This is a genomic window from Microcoleus sp. B4-C1 (assembly GCF_036705285.1).
In the GTDB taxonomy this organism is placed as follows: domain Bacteria; phylum Cyanobacteriota; class Cyanobacteriia; order Cyanobacteriales; family Microcoleaceae; genus Microcoleus.
In genome coordinates this window covers 18,351-38,128 of record NZ_JAUBUC010000009.1, presented here as the reverse complement: position 1 = coordinate 38,128, position 19,778 = coordinate 18,351, and the positions used below count along the sequence as shown (strand labels likewise).

The 19,778-nt window shown below is 45.8% G+C and carries 17 protein-coding genes; 10 read left to right on the top strand and 7 right to left on the bottom strand.

Annotation, left to right across the window (positions count from 1 at the left end; genetic code table 11):
• Positions 1-55 precede the first annotated feature (55 nt).
• The 4 genes from QUB26_RS05500 to QUB26_RS05485 all read left to right on the top strand — a co-directional run bounded on the left by QUB26_RS05500 (position 56) and on the right by QUB26_RS05485 (position 4,351).
• A complete protein-coding gene (locus QUB26_RS05500) occupies positions 56-1,174 on the top strand; it encodes an AAA family ATPase (RefSeq protein WP_333237547.1) in 1,119 nt (372 codons plus the stop codon).
• Positions 1,161-1,718, top strand: coding sequence for a hypothetical protein (locus tag QUB26_RS05495; protein ID WP_333237544.1), 558 nt, complete (start codon positions 1,161-1,163; stop codon positions 1,716-1,718). Before QUB26_RS05500 ends, QUB26_RS05495 begins: the two co-directional genes overlap by 14 nt.
• A 450-nt stretch (positions 1,719-2,168) precedes the next feature.
• On the top strand, positions 2,169-3,407 hold the full coding sequence (locus tag QUB26_RS05490; RefSeq protein ID WP_333237542.1) for a hypothetical protein: 1,239 nt from the start codon (positions 2,169-2,171) through the stop codon (positions 3,405-3,407).
• A gap of 368 nt (positions 3,408-3,775) precedes the next feature.
• Entirely contained in the window at positions 3,776-4,351 is a 576-nt protein-coding gene (locus tag QUB26_RS05485) for a TIGR04376 family protein (RefSeq protein ID WP_333054634.1), read from the top strand.
• A gap of 462 nt (positions 4,352-4,813) precedes the next feature.
• Here the strand turns inward: QUB26_RS05485 and QUB26_RS05480 are convergent, their stop codons facing one another.
• The 3 genes from QUB26_RS05480 to cbiD form a co-directional block, all read right to left on the bottom strand.
• A complete protein-coding gene (locus QUB26_RS05480) occupies positions 4,814-5,029 on the bottom strand; it encodes a hypothetical protein (protein ID WP_006631949.1) in 216 nt (71 codons plus the stop codon).
• A 512-nt stretch (positions 5,030-5,541) separates the two neighbouring features.
• Positions 5,542-7,143 carry a glutamine-hydrolyzing GMP synthase gene (gene guaA, locus QUB26_RS05475; RefSeq protein WP_445299589.1) on the bottom strand — a complete coding sequence of 534 codons (1,602 nt, stop codon included), beginning with the start codon at positions 7,141-7,143 and terminating at the stop codon, positions 5,542-5,544.
• A gap of 347 nt (positions 7,144-7,490) precedes the next feature.
• Positions 7,491-8,612 carry a cobalt-precorrin-5B (C(1))-methyltransferase CbiD gene (cbiD, locus tag QUB26_RS05470; protein WP_333237651.1) on the bottom strand — a complete coding sequence of 374 codons (1,122 nt, stop codon included), beginning with the start codon at positions 8,610-8,612 and terminating at the stop codon, positions 7,491-7,493.
• 718 nt (positions 8,613-9,330) lie between these two features.
• Between cbiD and QUB26_RS05465 the strand changes: the two genes are divergently transcribed.
• From QUB26_RS05465 to QUB26_RS05450, 4 genes are all read left to right on the top strand, one after another.
• Positions 9,331-10,773: an MFS transporter gene (locus QUB26_RS05465; RefSeq protein ID WP_333237536.1), complete on the top strand. Its 1,443-nt coding sequence runs from the start codon at positions 9,331-9,333 to the stop codon at positions 10,771-10,773.
• A 630-nt stretch (positions 10,774-11,403) separates the two neighbouring features.
• Positions 11,404-12,447 carry a DUF2235 domain-containing protein gene (locus QUB26_RS05460; protein WP_333302621.1) on the top strand — a complete coding sequence of 348 codons (1,044 nt, stop codon included), beginning with the start codon at positions 11,404-11,406 and terminating at the stop codon, positions 12,445-12,447.
• An 84-nt stretch (positions 12,448-12,531) separates the two neighbouring features.
• Entirely contained in the window at positions 12,532-14,178 is a 1,647-nt protein-coding gene (locus tag QUB26_RS05455) for a peroxidase family protein (RefSeq protein WP_333237530.1), read from the top strand.
• A 346-nt stretch (positions 14,179-14,524) separates the two neighbouring features.
• Positions 14,525-15,727 (top strand): catalase, encoded by a 1,203-nt coding sequence (locus QUB26_RS05450; RefSeq protein ID WP_333237527.1) that lies wholly within the window; start codon positions 14,525-14,527, stop codon positions 15,725-15,727.
• 501 nt (positions 15,728-16,228) lie between these two features.
• Here QUB26_RS05450 and rpsD read toward each other — a convergent pair.
• Positions 16,229-16,837, bottom strand: a complete 609-nt coding sequence (rpsD, locus tag QUB26_RS05445) for a 30S ribosomal protein S4 (protein WP_172190738.1) — start codon at positions 16,835-16,837, stop codon at positions 16,229-16,231.
• 196 nt (positions 16,838-17,033) lie between these two features.
• Between rpsD and QUB26_RS05440 the strand changes: the two genes are divergently transcribed.
• Both QUB26_RS05440 and QUB26_RS05435 read left to right on the top strand, forming a co-directional pair.
• On the top strand, positions 17,034-17,660 hold the full coding sequence (locus QUB26_RS05440; RefSeq protein ID WP_333317057.1) for a hypothetical protein: 627 nt from the start codon (positions 17,034-17,036) through the stop codon (positions 17,658-17,660).
• A 138-nt stretch (positions 17,661-17,798) separates the two neighbouring features.
• Positions 17,799-18,146 (top strand): rhodanese-like domain-containing protein, encoded by a 348-nt coding sequence (locus QUB26_RS05435; protein ID WP_333317055.1) that lies wholly within the window; start codon positions 17,799-17,801, stop codon positions 18,144-18,146.
• Positions 18,147-18,596: 450 nt separating this feature from the next.
• On the opposite strand, the gene QUB26_RS05430 is transcribed toward QUB26_RS05435, so the two are convergent.
• The 3 genes from QUB26_RS05430 to QUB26_RS05425 form a co-directional block, all read right to left on the bottom strand.
• Positions 18,597-18,836 carry a hypothetical protein gene (locus tag QUB26_RS05430; RefSeq protein WP_333237519.1) on the bottom strand — a complete coding sequence of 80 codons (240 nt, stop codon included), beginning with the start codon at positions 18,834-18,836 and terminating at the stop codon, positions 18,597-18,599.
• Between the two features lie 12 nt (positions 18,837-18,848).
• A complete protein-coding gene (locus QUB26_RS31945; RefSeq protein ID WP_445299588.1) occupies positions 18,849-18,950 on the bottom strand; it encodes an AAA-like domain-containing protein in 102 nt (33 codons plus the stop codon).
• Between the two features lie 162 nt (positions 18,951-19,112).
• Positions 19,113-19,583, bottom strand: a complete 471-nt coding sequence (locus tag QUB26_RS05425; RefSeq protein ID WP_333237516.1) for an AAA-like domain-containing protein — start codon at positions 19,581-19,583, stop codon at positions 19,113-19,115.
• Between the last annotated feature and the right edge of the window lie 195 nt (positions 19,584-19,778).

Below are 19,778 nucleotides of genomic sequence, written 5' to 3'. Positions count from 1 at the left end.
TTTAGCTCCTGTTAACAATGACAGGAGCTAGAGGAATTATGAGTGAAAAAATCCCATGCTGAAACGAATATATATTGACAATTTTCGCTGTTTGGTAAATTTTGAACTAGATTTTGATGCCATTAATCTATTTCTGGGTTCTAACGGATCGGGTAAATCAACAGTTTTTGAAGTCTTGCAGAAAATCCAAGCATTAGTCAGCGGTGAGAGTAAGGTAGAAGGAATTTTCAGACCTGCGGACTTCACCCGCTGGCAAACCTTACAAATTCAGCGTTTCGAGCTAGAAATTCTCGGTAATGACGGCTGCTACACATATCAATTACAAATCGATGAGTATGGAGATAAATGTCGTGTTAGGTACGAGAGTCTGCTCTTTGATAACCAGCCTTTACTACAATTTGAATTCGGCGAAGTTCAACTCTATCGAGATGATTATTCACCGGGCCCGAAATACCAGTTTGACTGGTCGCAATCTATTCTGCCTTCATTAATGCCAAGAAACGACAACACGAAGTTAACTTGGTTTAGAGAACGGATGGCGCGATTTATCATCGTGCAAGTTGTACCCAGCTTGATGGTTGATGAAAGTAGCCAAGAACAAAGGCGTTTGACTCCTAAGATGGAAAATTTTGTTTCTTGGTATCGCTACTTATCTGAAGACCAAGGTAAAGTTGCTGAGATTGGAAATATTTTAAGAGATGTGTTGGATGGATTCAACAATTTTAAGTTTGAGCGAGTAAGCGAAGATAATGTGGTGTTAAAACTGCGGTTTTCAGGACAAACAGATAACAGCAAGCCAATTGAATATCGTCTCAGAGAATTGTCGGACGGACAAAAAACATTAGTTGCTTTATACGCGCTGATTTACGGTACTAAATCTGAAGATTATACCTTGTGGATTGATGAACCGGAAAACTTTTTAGCCTTGCCAGAAATTCAACCCTGGCTGATTGAGCTTTATGACCTTTGTAGCGAGGGAAAACTTCAAACATTACTAATTTCTCACCATCCTGAGTTAATTAACTATCTTTTAGCTTCACCGATTGGCTATTGGTTTGAGCGTCAAAGCAATGCTGCTGTTCGACTCAAACGAATTAGCAAGGAAGTAGCGGACAATTCGGGATTGCCAGTTTCTGAACTGATTGCACGGGGATGGTTGAATGAGTCAGCGTAGAGTTCAGATTGTCATTCTCTGCGAGGACAGACAGCAGGAAGTTTTTGCTCGTTATTTCCTAAAAAAGCGAGGTTTTACAGGTCAATTTAGAGCTAATATTTGTCCGAAAGGTAGCCAATCTGGAGAACAGTATGTACGCAGTCAGTATCCGGAGGAAGTGAAAGCTTATCGCCAGAATAAAAACCGGGTGGCGATTGGATTAGTTGTGTTAATTGATGCAGATACGGGTACGCTGGCAGCAAGACTTAATTGGTTAGCTAGTGTGCTTGATGAACATAAGCAGGAAATTAGGGAACCGAATGAGGCGATCGCGATTTTTGTTCCCAAGCGCAATATTGAGACTTGGATACACTATTTGCAGGGAGAAGCTGTGAATGAGGAGGCTGCTTATGCAAAATTTGAGAATAATGAGGCTGTTTGCAAAACCGCTGTTGAGGATTTAGCCGATCGATGTTATTCTCAGAGCTTACCAGAAGATGCGCCGCGATCGCTTCAGGCAGCTTGTGGGGAATTACAGCGGTTGTTACCACTGTTGCAGCCATGACTTATGAGAAAATCTGCAACCTGTTACTACTGTCAAGCAAGCTGACTAACAAACTTAAGACGAGTAAAAGTCTGAAATCCTTGTCAAAGCAGCAATGAGATCGGAAACAGCGACAAAAAACCCGCTTTTTTTCGAGAGCATAAAGTAAAGCTGTATGTCAAAAACTGTGAAGACCCGGAGGGTGGGGTTGACAAAAGCAGTAGAATATGCAGTAAAAGTCAGGGTAAGCAAATAAGACTGGCAGCAGAAAACAGGGGCGAAAAGTCCCAAAACAGGTAAAACAAAAGTCGATCGGGCAAAGTAAGTTGGCCGAGGACTAAAAATATGGTGATGGGTGAGATACAATTGACCTGTTCTGAGCCAAGAATTGGTCAACATCACAAGTATCCTGTAGAAGTCTGATAGTTGAGAATCTCAGGGTTGTCGAGGAGCGGGAGCAAACAGAAAACTATGCCTCAAAAAGTAATCGCCGAACAGATGTCTTTGGAATCAGCGTCAGAGCCGATCGCCGTGAGGGCGACGGTGGAAACAGTGCCAGCCGAAGCAGTGGCAGTAGAGTCCTACGCCGATCGGTTGATGGACGAACTGTTTGAAGGAGTCGATCGAGCATTCGACGGCAGCAGCGGACTGCCATCGGAACCAGTGCAGCCAGAATTCGTGGCGCTCAAGTCGATCTCGGTACCTCAAATAGTTTTGTCGCAGTTGGCACCCCCCCAGTCGCAGCAGGGCGAAAAAGACGTAGAAGCGATCGCCCGCCAAGTCGCCCTAGAAACAACCAAAAAACAGCAGTCCAAACAATCATTCGACAGAATGCTGCTGGGAGCAGCATTTGGGTCGCTGCTGCTAGTCATGGGGTTATGGCTCGCAAGCAGGTCGGGACTCGTGCGCTTGCCCGCCGCCCCCGCACCAGAGACACCCGCAGCAAGTGGCAAAACAGCACCAGATACCCAGTTTGTGGAATACGTGCAGCGCTCCCTAGAAGCGATCGAACAAAAAAAAGCACCCCAAGCTAACCCGCAACTTGCAGGAGTTCCCGCAGCCCCCACCCCAGGGACGCTGCCGAGCATTCAAATTTCCGGCGCGCCGCCCGCAACCGCAGGTCTGTCTTCAGCAGTCAACCGCATCGCTGATGCCCTAGAACAAGCCGGCGCACAGCCGGGAGCACCAGCACCCCAAATCGTAGTCATCCCTCCCCCCGCTCAGGTGACTGTGGCTCCGCCTGCTCAGGTGGCTGCGGCTCCGGCGGCTCCGGCGGCTCCGGCGGCTCCTCAAACCGGCGCAGTTTCCCCCTCACCGGCTGCTCCAGCCTCGGGTCGTGCGATCGCCGCTGCAGGCAATCGAGATCCCCTCGCCGCTTCCCCTTCCCCCTCGGAGTCTCCCCAGCCAAAGATTTTGGCTCGCGAAACCGAACCGGCACCAGCGCCCCCAGCCCAGCAATCCGCGCCCGCGCCCGAGCAATCGGCACCGGCCGTCAGCAGCGCCCCGACTTCCGCGCACACGTTGGTTGGGATTTTGGAGTTGGGCGATCGATCGGCTGCTTTGTTTGAAGTAGACGGCGTAGCCCGCAGAATTTATGTCGGCGAAAGCATCGGCGCTAGCGGTTGGACGCTGGCAGAAATCAAAAATCAAGAAGCAGTGATTCGCAAGGGAGGAGATGTGCGATCGGTTTTTGTAGGACAAAAGTTCTAATCAGTCATCAGTTATGAGTCATTAGTCATTAGTTATGAGTTAGATCATCGGTAATCGGTAATGGGCAGCGATCGGGCTGTATATCACGAGCAGTGAAAACAGTTATAATAACCGACAACTAATGACCGATGATCGATCGCCAGTGACTAAGAACCAATGACTAATAACTAATGACCAATGACTAATGACCAATGACTAATGACCGAAAGCATCCAGGATACAAGCCCCCGGATTCATCCGTCCAGAAATAAAAAACCTGTATCCGAGAAACTTGCCCCCCGAATTTATCCGTGGGGTCAATGCTAAAATCTAAAATCTAAAATCTAAAATCTAAAATCTAAAATCGATTGACTGAGGAATTATAAAAAATGGGCTTATTTGATGATTTCAGCCGCTTTCTAGAAACCAGATTAGAAGAATTTTTGCGTAGCAATCCCCATCTGGAATTGCAGGCAATAGAAGAACAACTGAAGGAACAAGAAGAAGACACTCTGCGGCTGATTCTCGATATCCAAAAACAAGAGAAAAAACTGCAAGCCGAAATCCTCTCGGCCGCCCAAGAAATTCAGCGCTGGAACGATCGGATCAACAAAGCTAAAGCTGCTCAAAGGCTCGATTTAGCTCAAGCCGCCCAAGAGCGACAAGCCGCTTTGCTGCGTCAGGGAAATCAGCGCTGGGGTCAAATGCAAGGCTGCAAAGAACGGATTGAAAAAGCAAAAGAACTGTACCGCCAAATTCAAGTACGGCGAAAAGAAGTCCGAGCCAAAGCGGCAGAAGCCGCAACTCGCCCTACCACTAAAACAGAGCCAAATTGGGATACAAAGGGTTGGAATCAGAGTTCAAATTATAACAGTTTTAATGCGGCAGATCCTTTAGAAGAAAAGTTTCAACGCTGGGAAGCAGACGAAGAACTCGATCGCATGAAGCGCAATATAGGCCGATAGTTAGGAAAGCATTCCAATCCTTTAGGGACGGATTCACCCGGAACTCGGATTCCTAATGCAAATATTCGTCAACCCCCATAGGCTGCGGTATGGCGATCGATCGCTCAGACTTGATATAATTACCATCCTAAAATTAGAGGGCAAATTAATAAATCCTAAAAATAATACGGGATGTGGGAAACGAGCGAGACTTTAGTCCCCAGAGGGAAGCGACACGGCGGACTTCAGCCCCCGTGTTCTTTCTTTCTTAGTTAGCCGAATGGTGTGGATGTTCTATATATTTTTTCGGCGTTGCTGAATACAGCTATCCGTCATAATGTTTATGACGTTGTGAATGCTAATCGTCTATCTCAAAAGTGCATTATACAAAAAGCTATCCCTAGAGAGTTGTATCAGTGACTTGCCTAAACTTTCCCAATCGAAAGCTCTTGTAGAGTGTCGAGTTCTCAACGAGCTTTCTGCTTAGGAGACGATGGAGAGTTCATCACTGACTTGAATCCTACCTTTGACCAGGGAGCGAATCAGACGATCGAGTGAGCCACGTTCTTCTTCACTGATAGACTCATCGAGGATGGCGGCCATCATGCCGTAGCGGTCAGCTTTGGTAACGCGGTGAGTATCGGTGACAGTGGCAATTAATTCGTTGATAGCGCCGGGGAGAAGATTAACTGGAGACATGAAATTGTTTTGAACTCGACACCTTAATCATCTCGTGGTTTCTTCTAAGAGCAAGTGATGGTGCTAGTTTTTTTCCGTGATAATACTGAAAATATTCGGTGAACCAAGTCCGTGTTACCAGTGATCGAAGTCACAACATTGAAACCAATGCAGCGGTGGAACAATTAGAACCCACATCTTGCACCCTTCTCAAGAACAGGCTTTTCGGCCTGTTCCACAAAGAGTGAATTTTCTTGTGGAACAGGCCGAAAAGCCTGTTCCTAAAATGCTTATCGAGAATGGTGCAAGATGTCAGTTAGAACCAACCTTCGGCCCTTCAAGTGTCACAGTGATAATTTTCGTTTTTCACGAGTCTGAACCTCTTGCTGTGCAAATGTTTCAGACCTTCATAGGAAGAACTACCTCTTCTTCAATCACTTGTCAACAAGTAACGACTGTTGACTTTTTATCCAAAATCCAAATAAGTAGACAGACAAAAAAATTAGTCCGCCTACTTAATCGCTAACTAGAAATCACTCCCACTCGATCGTTCCCGGCGGCTTAGAAGTAATATCGTAAACCACCCGGTTCACCCCCTTAACCTCATTCACAATCCGATTCGAGATCAGTTCCAACAAATCGTAAGGAACCCGCGCCCAGTCAGCCGTCATCCCGTCTTCACTCTTAATAAATCGCAAGACTATGGGATAAGCATAAGTGCGCTGATCGCCCATCACGCCTACACTGCGAATCGGCAGCAAAACTGCAAAAGCTTGCCAAAGTTCACCGTACAATCCGTGCCGATTAATTTCTTGGCGAACAATGAAGTCAGCATCCCGCAAAATATTTAGTCTCTCTGCGGTAACTTCTCCGATAATCCGAATCGCCAATCCCGGGCCGGGGAAAGGTTGTCGGTTTACGATTTCTTCAGGAAGCCCGATCGACCGGCCGACTTTTCGCACCTCATCCTTAAACAGTTTTCGCAGCGGTTCAATCAGCTTAAATCGCAAATCTTTCGGCAAACCGCCGACGTTGTGGTGGCTTTTAATTTTAACAGCAACTCGCTCACCACTTTTCGGGTCTGCATTAGTGTCAGCCGACTCAATCACATCAGGATAAAGAGTACCTTGGGCGAGGTAGTCAAAGGGGCCCAGACGCTTCGATTCTTCTTCAAATACGTTGATAAATTCGTGACCGATCCGCTTACGTTTTACTTCAGGATCGGTAATCCCTTCAAGTTGAGCTAAAAAGCGTTCGCGAGCATTAACATACTCAACGTCAATGTGGAATTGCTCTTTAAATAATTTTACCAACCGTTCTGGTTCATACTTCCGCATAAACCCTTGGTCGATAAACATACAGGTAAGTTGGTCGCCGATCGCCTTGTGCAGCAAGAAAGCCAAAGTAGAAGAATCTACACCGCCGGATAGAGCCAGCAAAACTCGTTTGTCTCCCACTTGTGCGCGAATTTCGCGAATCGATTCCTCAACAAAAGTAGCAGTCGTCCAAGTCGGTTCGCACTCGCAAATGTGGTAAACAAAATTGCGAATTAAAGCTATTCCCCCGATCGAGTGAACTACTTCGGGGTGAAACTGAACCCCGTACAAATTTTTCTCGTGGTGAGCCACAGCAGCACACGGAGTATTGTCTGTGTGAGCGAGGATCTCAAAACCCGACGGCAACTCGGAACAGGAGTCTCCGTGGCTCATCCACATCGTGCTGCCTTCTTCGACATTTGTCAGCAAATCCGTAGGATCGTCAATAAATAGCGACGCCTTGCCGTATTCGGCTAACTTAGCCCGCTCAACCGTGCCTCCGAGCTGCTTTACCATCAACTGCATCCCGTAACACACTCCCAACACCGGTATTCCCAAATTCCAAATTTCTGGGTCGCAGTGGGGAGCTCTTTCATCGTATACAGAACTCGGGCCTCCTGACAGAATAATTCCTTTAGGATTGATAGCTTTTAACTGTTCTGCCGTAGTGCGGTAAGAAATAACTTCTGAATATACTTGAGTTTCGCGAATTCGACGAGCAATCAGTTCGGAATATTGCGAACCGAAGTCGAGAATCACGATTATCTGGCGCTCTATCTGCTCCACAAAAGAGTTTGTGAGAACGGATTCAGTTTCTATTTGAGTAGTCACGGTTATTGCGTAATTGCTAATTGCTAATTGGGTCGAAAGTAGCGGAGGTATCTGTCGCGGTCTCAGTACAATTCTAAGGAAGGCGAGGAACCATTAGTCGCTAGGAATAAATCTTATTCATACTAGATTGCAGTCAGCGATGTTAGTCGATTAATCGGGCACAGGGCAAGCATAGATTTACTTCGAGCCTTACCCTAATTAATTGAATTATTGCTTCAGAAATAGCTTCCCGAAGCAACCTAGTATAATTAAGGTCTAGGGACAAAGAATTATTACTTGTTAAATATTATCCCTGAGCGATGTTTTAAACAGAATTCAGGGATATTCACACTAGATTAACAAATTTGGGTCAAAAATGTATCTCCTATATCACTTTTAACAATAATTTTGCGATCGCGCCCGAACATTACCGAGCCCACGGGGATGTGCAAGTTAGTGTGAGTAAAAATGCAATCCGATGAGCGCAAGTCTATTTGTCGGGCGATGTCGCCATAAATTCGATCGACCCAATTGCTCCCAAACTCGGCGTCTAAAGCCCGCAGTTGCCCAAGAGCCTCTTCGGCTGTCGCTGCGGCAAAAATTGCGGAACACGCATCGGCGGGCATTCCAGCTTTAGCACAGTAAGCTGTGAGAATTTCCCTGCGCCCGTCAGCGAGGTGGTGGTGAGTGTGAAAAATCCCCGCCGCCAATTTCATCAGTTTCCCGTGATAGCCAAACAGCAAAATTGACTGCACGCCCTGATATCCGGCTTCTACCAGCAGCGGGCCGAGCCAGTTAGCGGTTTTGACGAGCCTATCAGGATTAATCCCCAGTTGTCGCGCTAAATCCAAGCCGTTTTCGCCGATGCAGAAAACCAAACAGTCAAACAATTCGGCTTTTTGTTGCAGTTGTTCGCGGTAAACTTCCAACTGTCCAGGGGCACTCAGCGGTTGAGAAATGCCAGTTGTACCCAGCAGCGAAAGTCCTTCTACCACGCCGAAAGCTTCGTTAGAAGTGCGGGTGGCTAGTTGCCGCCCAGACGGCAGAATCAGGGTGACAGTAATTTTTTCGCCCCGTGCGAGTTTTAGGGTCAGATTCGATCGCAGCAGCCGCATTGCGTAATCATAGATCGCCGCCCCTCCACCGACTGTGTGACGCCCTATACCTTCACCGCCGAGAATCACAATCTGCTCTCCCTCTTCGCAATTCCCCAATTCCACCATTGCCCAAACGGGGGTATTGCGAGTCAGATCGAGATTGTCCCCCGGATCGGAGCGAGTCACTCCTAAAGCGGTATCAGTTTTGAGTACAGACGCCTGTTCGATCGGAATTTCTGCCGTTATTGGCGGTTCCAGTAAATTGACTGATACGCTATCTAGAGACTGAATACCTGCGCGTAAGCACCGCAAAGCTGCAAGTGCGGCCGCACAGGCAAATACTGGCAGTGTATACCCCGATAAAGGTTGAGTTTTAGTCACGATCAAATGCAGAAATACGTAAATTTGCTGGCGATCGACATCACGCCTTAGCACTGATACCCCTTAAACATTTAAGCTTAATTTTAGGGTTTGCTATTATCGTCAGTTAGGGTGATTTTTGTCAAGTAATAATTTTGTCCTACCAGTTGCCGATCGCAGCCACACTTTTGTGGAGGTGCGTTAGCGGAGCCCCCGTAGAGGATCGCCAATAACCCACTCCGAAGCTTTACCGGCACCTGGGGGCGATTTTCACAAAAAACTCGGAATCTCGATCGCGAGCGCTGGCACTGAACAAACGGATTCCAGCAATTAGGTACAAATCGTTAGCAGCGATACTCGGCAAGTCGATCGTCTTTCCTTCTATAAATTTACCTAGCCGTAAAGGTGTCAGAGCCGAGTCGATGAGCTCGCGCGAAATTTGCTTTTGCCCTTGGGGACACTTGTTTGAGGCGGAATTCGAGAAATTTTTGGTATGCCAAATGCTGCGCTCGCTTCCTGGTTAAGCCCTAAAACCTACTTTTTCACAATTAGCAAATTTATATCTCCCAACCGGTTGATGTCCTAGCGATCGCAAGTCATTTATATTGATCTGAATTACCCGGACGTGCCAGTCCTACTTTCGAGTTAGCCTCTTGAAGGTGGGGCTGGTTTTATCTAACCCTGTTACTTCAATTATCCAATCTACAATCTAAAACCTAAAATCTAAAATCGATTGACTATGGTTGAACCAGTTGCAGAGTTAAATGAACCTCTATCTCTTCAGACTGCAGAAATAGTAGAAATAGTAGACCCGAAAATATTTCAGCTCGTTCTCTCTCCAAAAATAGCTCTCAAATTTTCCAAAAAAGACGTTCGATCGACCCTGAAAGCCTCAACTCTAGACGGCGTTTTTGCCACTATCTTCGAGTCGGCGACCACCGGCGTGCTGCTGAGCAACTTCTTGCTGCAACTCGGCGCGAGTAGCGTGGAAATAGGTATATTCTTTGCTATTCCGATGGTGGTAAATCTCCTGCAACCATTAGGAGCCTACATCGCAGATCGGACAACCAGCCGCCGCTGCTACAACCTATTTGTATTCAGCATTTCGCGGCTGCTGTGGCTGGTGCTGGCGGTGGCAATTGTTTGGGGTTCCCAGCACGCAGACCTCGACCAACTGCTGCAATGGACACTGGTAACAGTCGTAGCAGCTAGTATGCTGGCAGCTTTGGCCAATTCTAGCTGGTTCAGTTGGATGGCTGCTGTGGTTCCTCAGCGCTTGCGGGGACGCTATTTTGGCTTTCGCAACAGTGCTGTCAGCCTCATCACTTTGCTGGCAGTGCCGTTGATGGGATTGGGAGTGTCAACTTGGGACGGCGGCCCAATTTTGGGCTACGGTATTGTTTTATTGGTGGGTGTTTTGGCGGGAATGATTAGTTTGGGGTGTCAATCCTTGATGGTTGATGTGAATCCGCAGGTATACAAAAAAAATGCACAGAGCGATCGACTTACAGAGAAAAAAGCAAAGCAAGTAACAGATTTTGTGCCTTCTGTGCTGAAAGATTCTAATTTTTTAATATTTATTCTTTACTTCAGTGTGTGGACATTTGCTGTTAATCTCAGCGCGCCTTTTTTTAATATCTACCTGCTGAAAAATTTAAGCTTGGATGTGAGTTTGGTAACGATTTACACCAGCTTAAGTTCCGGCGCAAATCTAGTGCTGCTGATGTTTTGGGGTAAGTTGGCCGATCGCTGGGGAAATCGCCCCCTGCTAATTGCGGTTGGGCTGGTGGTGGCGATAACGCCTTTGCTGTGGTTGGGTACGGGGAATTACCCGTTTGCCCTATGGGTATGGCTGCCGCTGCTGCACTTGCTGGGGGGAACGACTTTAGGGGCGATCGCGCTGTGTACTAACAATATTCAAATGGAGATAGCGTCGATCGAGCAACCTTCGACTTATTTTGCGATCGGCGCAGCGGTTTCGGGATTAGCTGGGGCTTTGGGAACTACCGCCGGCGGCTTTCTTGCCGAACTTCCGGGCATGAGTTTGGGAGCAGTGTTTGCCCTCTCGGCTACTGTGCGGCTGATTGCTCTTGTGCCTTTGGTTTTGGTGCGAGAACCTCGTAGCCAGTCGCTGCGGTCGATCGTCCCCACTTTTGGAAGTTTCAAATTTAACCGGGGCTAGGAAGTTTTCGCACAAATTTGCCGATCGAGAAACCAGAAAAACCCACAGATTGTTAAAAACTTCAACCACATCGCAGAAAACCTGAGAGTGATTGAAACAAATTTTAACCTCAACAGAGCATCCAACCTGATACCTCTGTAGCCAATACCTCACTATTATCTTGCAGCCAACGGACAAATCGATCAGATATAGCTGTTTGACAAGCTGACAAGGCAGAGCGTAAATGTGTTTAAAGGTGTGTTAGCTAGGGCGTCGGATCGCTACTTCTGTTAGGAGAATTGAGGATTTTCCCAGAACCCATCCTACTATTTCACGCTCTGAATTTTTTACGTTTTAGGTAAATCGAGGACTTTCCCAGAACCCAACCTACTATTTCACACTATAATTTTTAGTTAAGAAATATAAATAAAATTAACATTTTAATACAGCCAACTAGACTTGATGGTGTTTTGAGACTACTATCCTGAGAATCGAAAAAGCTAAAGATTGCCACCAAAATATCGATTTCCAGCAATCAATAATCAGCGATCGCTGTCAGGCGATAGAAACACCGGAATTGGCAATTCTCTTGTAACCGATTACCAAAGACAGCTCGCTCTCCAATTTCAAATTCAAAGAGAGAATATAAAAATGACGAAACCAGGGAAACGTCTGATAGTTTGCTGTGATGGAACTTGGAACAAACTAGATACTCATTGCCCAACTAATGTGGTTAGGCTTGCCCAGGCCGTCAAACGGACAGCCAGTGACGGGGTTCCGCAGATTGTGTTTTATGACGAGGGAATTGGAGTAGACAGTAACAAGATTGTGGGCGGAGTCACTGGGCTGGGAATCGATAAAAATATACAAGATGCCTATCGTTTTCTTTCTTTCAACTACGATCAGGGTGACGAAATCTATCTATTCGGGTTCAGTCGCGGTGCTTACACAGTCAGGAGTCTAGCGGGGATGATCTATTGCTCCGGTCTCCTATCCCGCCGTAACGTTACCATGGCATCACAAGCTTACGAGCTTTACCGTAAGCGAGAGATTTCACCAAAGCATTCGGAAGCAAAGAGTTTCCGCGAAAAATTCGGCAAAGATAAGGGCGATCGCGTCCCGATTACCTTGCTTGGTTGTTTCGACACCGTTGGAGCCCTTGGTATTCCTCTTGTACCCGCCTTGAAGAAGTTTGAGGGACAGATCAAAACAAGGTACAAATTCCACGACACCACTTTAAATAAGGATATTGAGAATGCGTTGCACGCCGTTGCGATCGACGAAATTCGCGAAATCTTTGATGTTACCCTGATGAAGAAAAATCCTGATGCCCCGAACCAGAAGCTTCGTCAAGTTTGGTTTCCAGGCGAGCATGGCTGCATCGGCGGTGGTACGCCAGAATACCGCGGGTTATCAGATGCTGTCTTGAAGTGGATGTTGGATCAAATCAGTGACTTTGAATTGAAGCTTGAATTCCACCCAGATGCCATTAAGGATATCCAGCCTGATTATAAGGCTCCATTTCAAAACAATCCTGGGTTCTTCAAATTGGCAGGAATCAAGTGGCGCGAGGTGGGGGAGACCCTTGAGGATATTCATGAAAGCGCGATCGAGCGATTGAAAAAACGCCAAGACTATCGGCCTAAGAATCTGCAAAAAATTCTCTCCAAAGTAATTGAAAATATAGAAAAATGATCGAACTTTATCAATCTCTCAGAAGCGAACATAAGAAGACTTTGTAATCTACCTAATCTACAACAATCGAAAGGAAAAGCAATCATGACAAGAGATACATCTAGAGATGGATTCAGCAACAAAGCTTTGGCATATACGTTGACTCATTTCAAACCAATTTGGGACTTAGTTCAAAGTTACGAGCCTCTGAAACGTAAACTAAACAAATTTTTTCTCAATAGCATCATTTACAAACTTCCGACTCGCCCGCTTCCCTATAGCTTAATGGGCTTAGATCCCAAAATTCCAGGGACAGATAATCCCAAGAAAACTGATACCTACATCTCTTGGGATTCACTTACAGACAAGACTTATACTGGGCGACATTTACCTCCAGACCCAGAATTCAACAAAGAAGGGAATTTACCACCACTCGACAAAGTAAAGACATTATTCCAAAAAAGAGACGGAAAAACCATTTATTCGGAAAAATCGACTCTGCTCTTTCCCTATTGGGTGCAGTGGTTTACAGATAGTTTTCTCCGGATCGATCAGGAAAACCGCTTCAAAAATACCTCCAACCATCAGATTGATATGTGTAATGTTTACGGGTTGACCCGCAAACAAACAAATATGCTCAGAGCTTTCAAAGACGGTAAATTTAAAACCCAAAAACTCAAGCGCAAAGATGGCGTAGAAGAAGAGTATCCACTCTTTTATTATGCCGATCCTGAGCAGGGTATTATCGATCCTCAATTTGAAGGTCTTCATGCACCCCTTAATGATGAGAAAAGACAACCCCCCGAAAAGAAAAGCAAGCTATTTGCAATGGGAGTTGAACGGGCAAACGTCCAAGTTGGCTATGTCATGCTCAACACTTTATGTATCAGGGAGCATAATCGAATTTGTGATGTTTTGTCCAAAAGCTATCCGGAATGGGACGATGAGAGGCTCTTCCAAACCGCGAGAAATATTCTCATGGTGATTGTTCTCAATATCATTATGGAAGAGTACATTTTCCACATTACGCCCTATAATTTTAGGTTCTTTGCCGATCCTGAAGCCTTTACCAACGAAAGTTGGTATCGAGAAAATTGGATGGCGATTGAGTTTAGTTTTGTCTATCGCTGGCATAGTGCGATTCCGGAAACCTTTATCTATGACGGTAAAGAACAATCCATGTACGATTCCCTCTGGAATAATCAGATGTTAATCGATAAAGGGTTGGGTGCATTGATGGAAGAAAGTTGTTCCCAACCAGGCACTAGAATTGGTTTGTTTAACACACCTGATTTTAAGATCGCAGGAACACCCTATACATTTATTGATGCTACCGAACTAGCATCTGTTAAACTCGGACGGCAGGCGCAGTTAGCCAGTTATAACGATTACCGCGAAATGTGTGGTTATCCCAGGGTGACTGATTTCAATCAAATTACGGGTGACGAATACGCTCAACAGAAATTAAAAGAGTTGTACGGTCATGTTGATAAGATTGAATTATTTGTGGGATTGTACGCTGAAGATGTTCGCAAAAATTCAGCAATTCCGCCTTTAGTAGCACGGATAATTGGCATTGATGCTTTCTCCCAAGCTTTAACTAATCCTTTGTTATCGCCTAAAGTCTTCAATAAGGAAACTTTTTCTGAGGTTGGTTGGGAAATTATCCAAAATACCAAAACAGTCTCTGATTTAGTGAATCGTAATGTTCCTCCAAGCGATCCTAAGTACAAAGTCTCCTTCGATCTTTAAGTTGTAGCTGACAACTAAGACTCAAAGTAGTGGGGGCGCAAAGACACCTGCGCCCTCAAAAATGAGGAAGAAAAAGCAATACGGTTTAGTTAAAACTGTTTATTCCCCGGAGATCCCCCTAAATCCCCCTTAATAAGGGGGACGCAAGAGTAAGTTCTTGTCCCCCCCTTATTAAGGGGGGCTAGGGGGGATCAGGCTTAACTGAACCGTATTGGAAGAAAAAGGCGATATTTTCGCAAGCGATCGCCTACGGCAATTCGGGAGCAATTGCACCAGCAGTTATACTATTTAACAGAGCCAACGGTTTGTGTAGAACCTTTTTTAGCGATTAACAGAAGGTTATGTTATGAACAAAAAGTTATTTACCGAATATCCCGAACAGGACGAACGCAAATATTACGATCTTTTGGTTGAGCAGGCCAAGCTTCGGATGGATAATCTTTACGGGGATAAAGAGCGGGCGCTGCGAGATACTCACGCCAAAACTCATGCTTGCGTTAAAGGAACTCTGGAAATTTTTGACTTTGATGAGGAAGCGATTAAACGGGAATTGGGCAAACGCGCTTCGTTAAGTTCTTCACAACTCAATGCTATTTCCCTTAAGCAAGGTTTGCTAGCAAAACCCAAAGAATATCCTGTTTGGTTGCGATTTGCTAACGGAGCTACCAAAGTATACCCTGATTACCAAAAAGATTCGCGCTCAATTTCAGTGAAAGTCATCGGGGTGGAAGGGGAACGACTCACGCAAAGCCACGAGTCAAAAACCCAGGACATCATTGTTCACAATTCAGAGATATTTGTGAGCCAAACGATCAAAGATTACTACGGCTTTTTTTCTGCTCTGGTTGAATCACCAGAGACATTGAAGAAGTGGCTAATTCGACATCCCAGACACTTTTTAGCTGTGTCAACGCTTACGGGTAGCCGGACTCCGAAGAGTTTGCTAACAGCAAAATATTGGAGCGGTTCACCCTCTGCTTTGGGTCTCTATCCCGATTTCGATCCCTCTAAACCGGGTGTAGTTCCTGTCGAATATCCTGCTGTAATTAAGTATGGGTTTACTCCGGTTTCATGCAAACCACCGCACGAGATAATTCCAGAACAATCTCGACCGGGAATTCCTAAAATTCCTTTTGTCGATCGCGCTAAAGCCTTGGGTTTAGATCCTAATAAGCCAGACAATTATTACCGGGATGATCTAATTCAAGCCTTGGCGAAACCTGATGCCCAATACTGGTGGGATTTTGGCATTCAGTTCCAAACCAGCCTAAAAATGCCGATCGACGATGGCATCAATGTCTGGAAGGAAAAAGAATCACCCTTCTTGAGAGTAGGTCGTCTCACCGTCAAGCATCAGATTATTGATTATGAAAAACAATCTGATTTCAACGAAAACCTGAGATATTCTCCCTGGAACGGCTTAGCAGTTCATCGTCCAGTAGGTGCGATCAATCGGATACGCGGTGTTGTATACCCCGTTGTAGCGAATTATCGCCTTCAAAAGCGAGGTCTTGTCCACCAAGAACCAACCGGAGAAGAAACATTTTAAGGGAAAAAGTTAAGGGGTGGACATCATTTAATGCCATCAACCAGGTCTCGTCTGAGCAAATAGCAATTCAAAGAAGTTATATCAATTCCGGTTACACTCCTTATGATGGGGAGTGGGGAGTGGGGAATGTAGAATTACTCATATCTTGCACCATTTTCAAGAACAGGCAAGATGCCTGTTCCACAAAGAGTGAATTTGATTGTGGGATGGGCATCCTGCCCGTCCATAAAAAGCTTATTGAAAATGGTGCAAGATATAAGATTATTGACCTTGACGTGATCATTCTCATCCAACCGGAAACGATATTAACAAGTGAAACCTTCAAAAAATCCCATCCCTTTTTAGGGGGTGGGAGTGTTGAAAATTATGAATTCTTAGTCCTCAGTCCTTAGTCCTCATTATTCAGTAGCAATTAATCAATAACTGGGTTCGTACCCAATTATTAATTATTCTGCTAGCAACCAACTGATGACTAATGACCAACGACTGATGACTAATAAATTAAGCTTGCCGTGAGTAGTATTCCACCACTAGCAGTTCGTTAATCTGTAGAGCAATCCACTCGCGTTCGATAACGCCATTAACTTTGCCAACCAGTTTTTGCTTATCAAATTCCAAGTGATTCGGCAAGTGAGCCAAGCCTGGGTCTTTGAGATTAGCTTCTACCATTGTGCGCGAGCGCTCTCTATTTTTCACAGCAACCACATCACCAGGCTTGCACTGATAGCTGGCGATATTGACTTCACGGTCATTGACAGTTATGTGACCGTGATTTACCAATTGTCTAGCGGACGGAATGGTTGGAGCCATTCCCATCCGAAACACAGTATTGTCCAAGCGCATTTCCAAAAATTGCAGTAACACTTGACCTGTGGAGCCCGTGACACGGCGGGCTTTGCGGACGTAACGGAGCAGTTGGCGTTCCGTCACACCGTAATTGAAACGGAGTTTTTGCTTTTCTTGCAAGCGAACCGCATACTCAGAGAGCTTTTTGCGGTTTTGACCGTGCTGTCCGGGCGGATAATCTCGTCTGGGGGTTTTGCGGGTTAGACCCGGCAACTCTTTCAGGCGACGGACGATTCTCAATCGGGGGCCTCGATATCGAGACATTTATTTTCCTCTCTAATATCTGTATGCAATTTTATGCAGACTCTATATTATATGTTGGTAACGGTCAAAATTCAAATAAAGATCGATAAAAAAACGATCGACCGCAGCGCGAGCCATAATGTGAGGTAAATTCTGAAGGAAAAGCCGATCGATCGATCGCCCCAATCAGCCAAAAAAACTCACTACTCGATCTGCCATGCACAACCGCAATTTTTCCCGCACTTCTTCCCCAAAGCCAGCACCGACAGGCTCAAACCCTACCGCGCGCTGGATATTAGCTCTCGGCACGCAGCTAGCAGCACTCGGTTTGTTGGCAACAGCACTGCCAATCTCGCCAGCCTCAGCCATCACTATTAGAATTCCTCGCTCTAGGAATCCCTATCGCGTCTGCGCCCTAGAACTAATCGACGCCGGAGTGGGAGCAGAGGCCGCAGCCGCCGCTTGTGCTGACGCCCTCCGCCCCCGCGACATATCTAAATGCGCCCTCGAAATCAACCGCAAAACCAATATTCCGGGTGTCGAAGCGCTCTCTAGCTGTCGGCGGGTGAGGCGTCCCAAGGAATTGGCTAGTTGCGTAGTGAATATTAACACCAAAAGTCGAACTCAACCTGCTGATCCCCTGGTAGTGCTGGATGGATGCCGCCGCAGTTTATTGCCACAACAGTTTTCTGAATGCGTAGTCGGTTTGAGCGGCAGGCTCGACTTTCCCACTGACCGGTTAATCACCACTTGTCTTGACCCCAGAGACAGCGTGAGCTTGGACGGACGCCCTGCACCTACCCCTCCTGTGGAGCTAATTCCACCGCCTGCGCCCGTCAATTAATTTGTCAGTTGTCAGTTGTTAGTTGTTAGTTGTTATTTGTTATTCCACAGCTATTAGCTACTGCCAATCGCCAACTACCAACCGCCAACTGCCAACTGCCAACTGCCAACTGCCAACTGACTTCTTTCTTCTAATCAAATGTCAGAAATTTTTGCTCAAATTACAGTCGAAGAATTAGCGCGCCAATTAGCAGACACCAATGCTGAGAAATTGCAGCTTGTAGACGTGCGGGAACCTTACGAAATTGAACTCGCCGCGCTGCCGGGATTTGTAGCTTTTCCGCTGAGCGAGTTTGCCGAATGGTCTGGTGAAATTGACGCTAGACTCGATCGCGATACAGAAACCTTAGTTCTGTGTCATCACGGAGTGCGATCGGCTCAAATGTGCCAGTGGTTGACCGATCGAGGATTTACTAACGTTAAAAATATCGTTGGCGGTATCGATGCTTATTCAATGGTAGTTGATAGAACCGTCCCCCGTTATTAACATCAAATCCAGTTCTTAACTATCCTTTTCTTCAGAGTCCGCGCGGGCGGACTTTGTAAGCTAATCCGCATTTACAGCATATTCCATGTATGTGCGGTACACACAATCTTGTAGTAAGTAAGGTGCGTCGCCACCAACAATCTGCAAGTTCCATTTAAAAGGTCGCAGATCCGCACCCTACATATTAAAATCACACAATATAAATTTAGCGGCTACTGTACTTCATCAACCACCGAATATGCTGTAAATTGAATAGTAAAATAAATCTTTCCCTTTGTGGGGAGTAGGGGTTGGGCAGGAAATCCCGCCCTCAACATACAAATTAAATGCACAACAGGTTATGTGTAGAAACGAATTATATTTCCCCGGAATTAGCTAATTAACAGTAGCCAATCCAAAATTTAAAAGCGTACTCATAGTGAGCCGATCGCGCCCCTGCCTTTTCGAGTCCTAAAGAGCTTCTTCAGCCGCCAGTAGCAGCGTTATCGAATCATTTTCCTCGCTCGGAACAACGCTGGCAATTCCCAAACTAATCGTTACCACAGAATTAGGTAGACCGTCAAGAATCTGCGGGTTAAAAACAATATTCAAAGCTTTCACTTTTGGTCTAATTTGTTCAGCAACAAGCAGAATTGCCGTCGCATCAGTTTGAGGTAAAATCACAGCAACTGGAGAGTGATTGAGACTCAAAGCAATATAAATTTATGTTGAATGAATAACAACGATGCGGAATTTTTGCCAAGTTTTGCTAGCGCGACCTGGTTCGTACCAAAAACGGATCACCGACAAAAAAAATTGAGCAATATTGGTGCGTTAAAATACTGGATTTATTTCGTTGAGCACCAAGACAATGGGAGGGAGCATCTCACTTTTGCAGGCTAGCTATAAATTGGAGTTTTGAGGCAGTAGGCAGGAGGCAGTAGGCAGGAGGAAAGAGGAAGAAGGAAGAAGCCAGAAGAAGTGTTTTTACAAATATGAGATGCTCCCCAATGGGACAAGGGGACTGTCAATTTGTTCGAGCAAATAGTTTTCAAAGTAAATAGTGCAGCTTACCTTGCTGCCCATATCTTCATCCCAGAATTCATCAATATTTGGTTCGAGTTTGAGTTGCCGAGCGACATTGACACAAAGCCAGCGCAAAAATTTATCAAAACTACCAAAAACCGCTGCGTCGGCTTGCTGAAAGTCTAAAGTTACTGTGCGGTATCCACGATCGACTGCCGCGTCAATTATCCGCAGCATCAGCGAACTTTTGCCCATTTTTTTGGGAGCTTTAATACGAACAAGGCCTCCGGGTTTGCTAATTTCTGCACAGACCAAGGCTTCGGCCCCTGAGCGATCGATATAAAATCGAGAGTCAAGCGGTATGGGGCCGCCGGGAAATTCTAGGTCTGCAACTGTTTGGATCAAGTTTGGTAATTTTTGGAGTCCTGCCATAGTCGTTCCGCAAGGCGATACCCTGACTGTATCTTACTGTGCATCAACCTTTGTCAGGTTAGGAGGTAGACGAGCGGTGTCCAAGATCGATCGACAATCCTAAAAAATCTAAGTTTTTAGGGACTTCCCGGAACTGACTTTGCTATAGTAGTGTCACTTTACCCAATCTCAAACCCTGCTTCAACACGGCTCTGC

Coding starts and splice junctions, on each gene's coding strand:
- QUB26_RS05440 (WP_333317057.1), top strand. CDS start 17,034: ATGCACAACCGCAATTTTTCCCGCACTTCTTCCCCAAAGCCAGCACCG.
- QUB26_RS05460 (WP_333302621.1), top strand. CDS start 11,404: ATGACGAAACCAGGGAAACGTCTGATAGTTTGCTGTGATGGAACTTGG.
- QUB26_RS05455 (WP_333237530.1), top strand. CDS start 12,532: ATGACAAGAGATACATCTAGAGATGGATTCAGCAACAAAGCTTTGGCA.
- QUB26_RS05480 (WP_006631949.1), bottom strand. CDS start 5,029: ATGTCTCCAGTTAATCTTCTCCCCGGCGCTATCAACGAATTAATTGCC.
- QUB26_RS05450 (WP_333237527.1), top strand. CDS start 14,525: ATGAACAAAAAGTTATTTACCGAATATCCCGAACAGGACGAACGCAAA.
- QUB26_RS05495 (WP_333237544.1), top strand. CDS start 1,161: ATGAGTCAGCGTAGAGTTCAGATTGTCATTCTCTGCGAGGACAGACAG.
- QUB26_RS05500 (WP_333237547.1), top strand. CDS start 56: ATGCTGAAACGAATATATATTGACAATTTTCGCTGTTTGGTAAATTTT.
- QUB26_RS05425 (WP_333237516.1), bottom strand. CDS start 19,583: ATGGCAGGACTCCAAAAATTACCAAACTTGATCCAAACAGTTGCAGAC.
- QUB26_RS05465 (WP_333237536.1), top strand. CDS start 9,331: ATGGTTGAACCAGTTGCAGAGTTAAATGAACCTCTATCTCTTCAGACT.
- QUB26_RS05435 (WP_333317055.1), top strand. CDS start 17,799: ATGTCAGAAATTTTTGCTCAAATTACAGTCGAAGAATTAGCGCGCCAA.
- QUB26_RS05490 (WP_333237542.1), top strand. CDS start 2,169: ATGCCTCAAAAAGTAATCGCCGAACAGATGTCTTTGGAATCAGCGTCA.
- QUB26_RS05485 (WP_333054634.1), top strand. CDS start 3,776: ATGGGCTTATTTGATGATTTCAGCCGCTTTCTAGAAACCAGATTAGAA.
- rpsD (WP_172190738.1), bottom strand. CDS start 16,837: ATGTCTCGATATCGAGGCCCCCGATTGAGAATCGTCCGTCGCCTGAAA.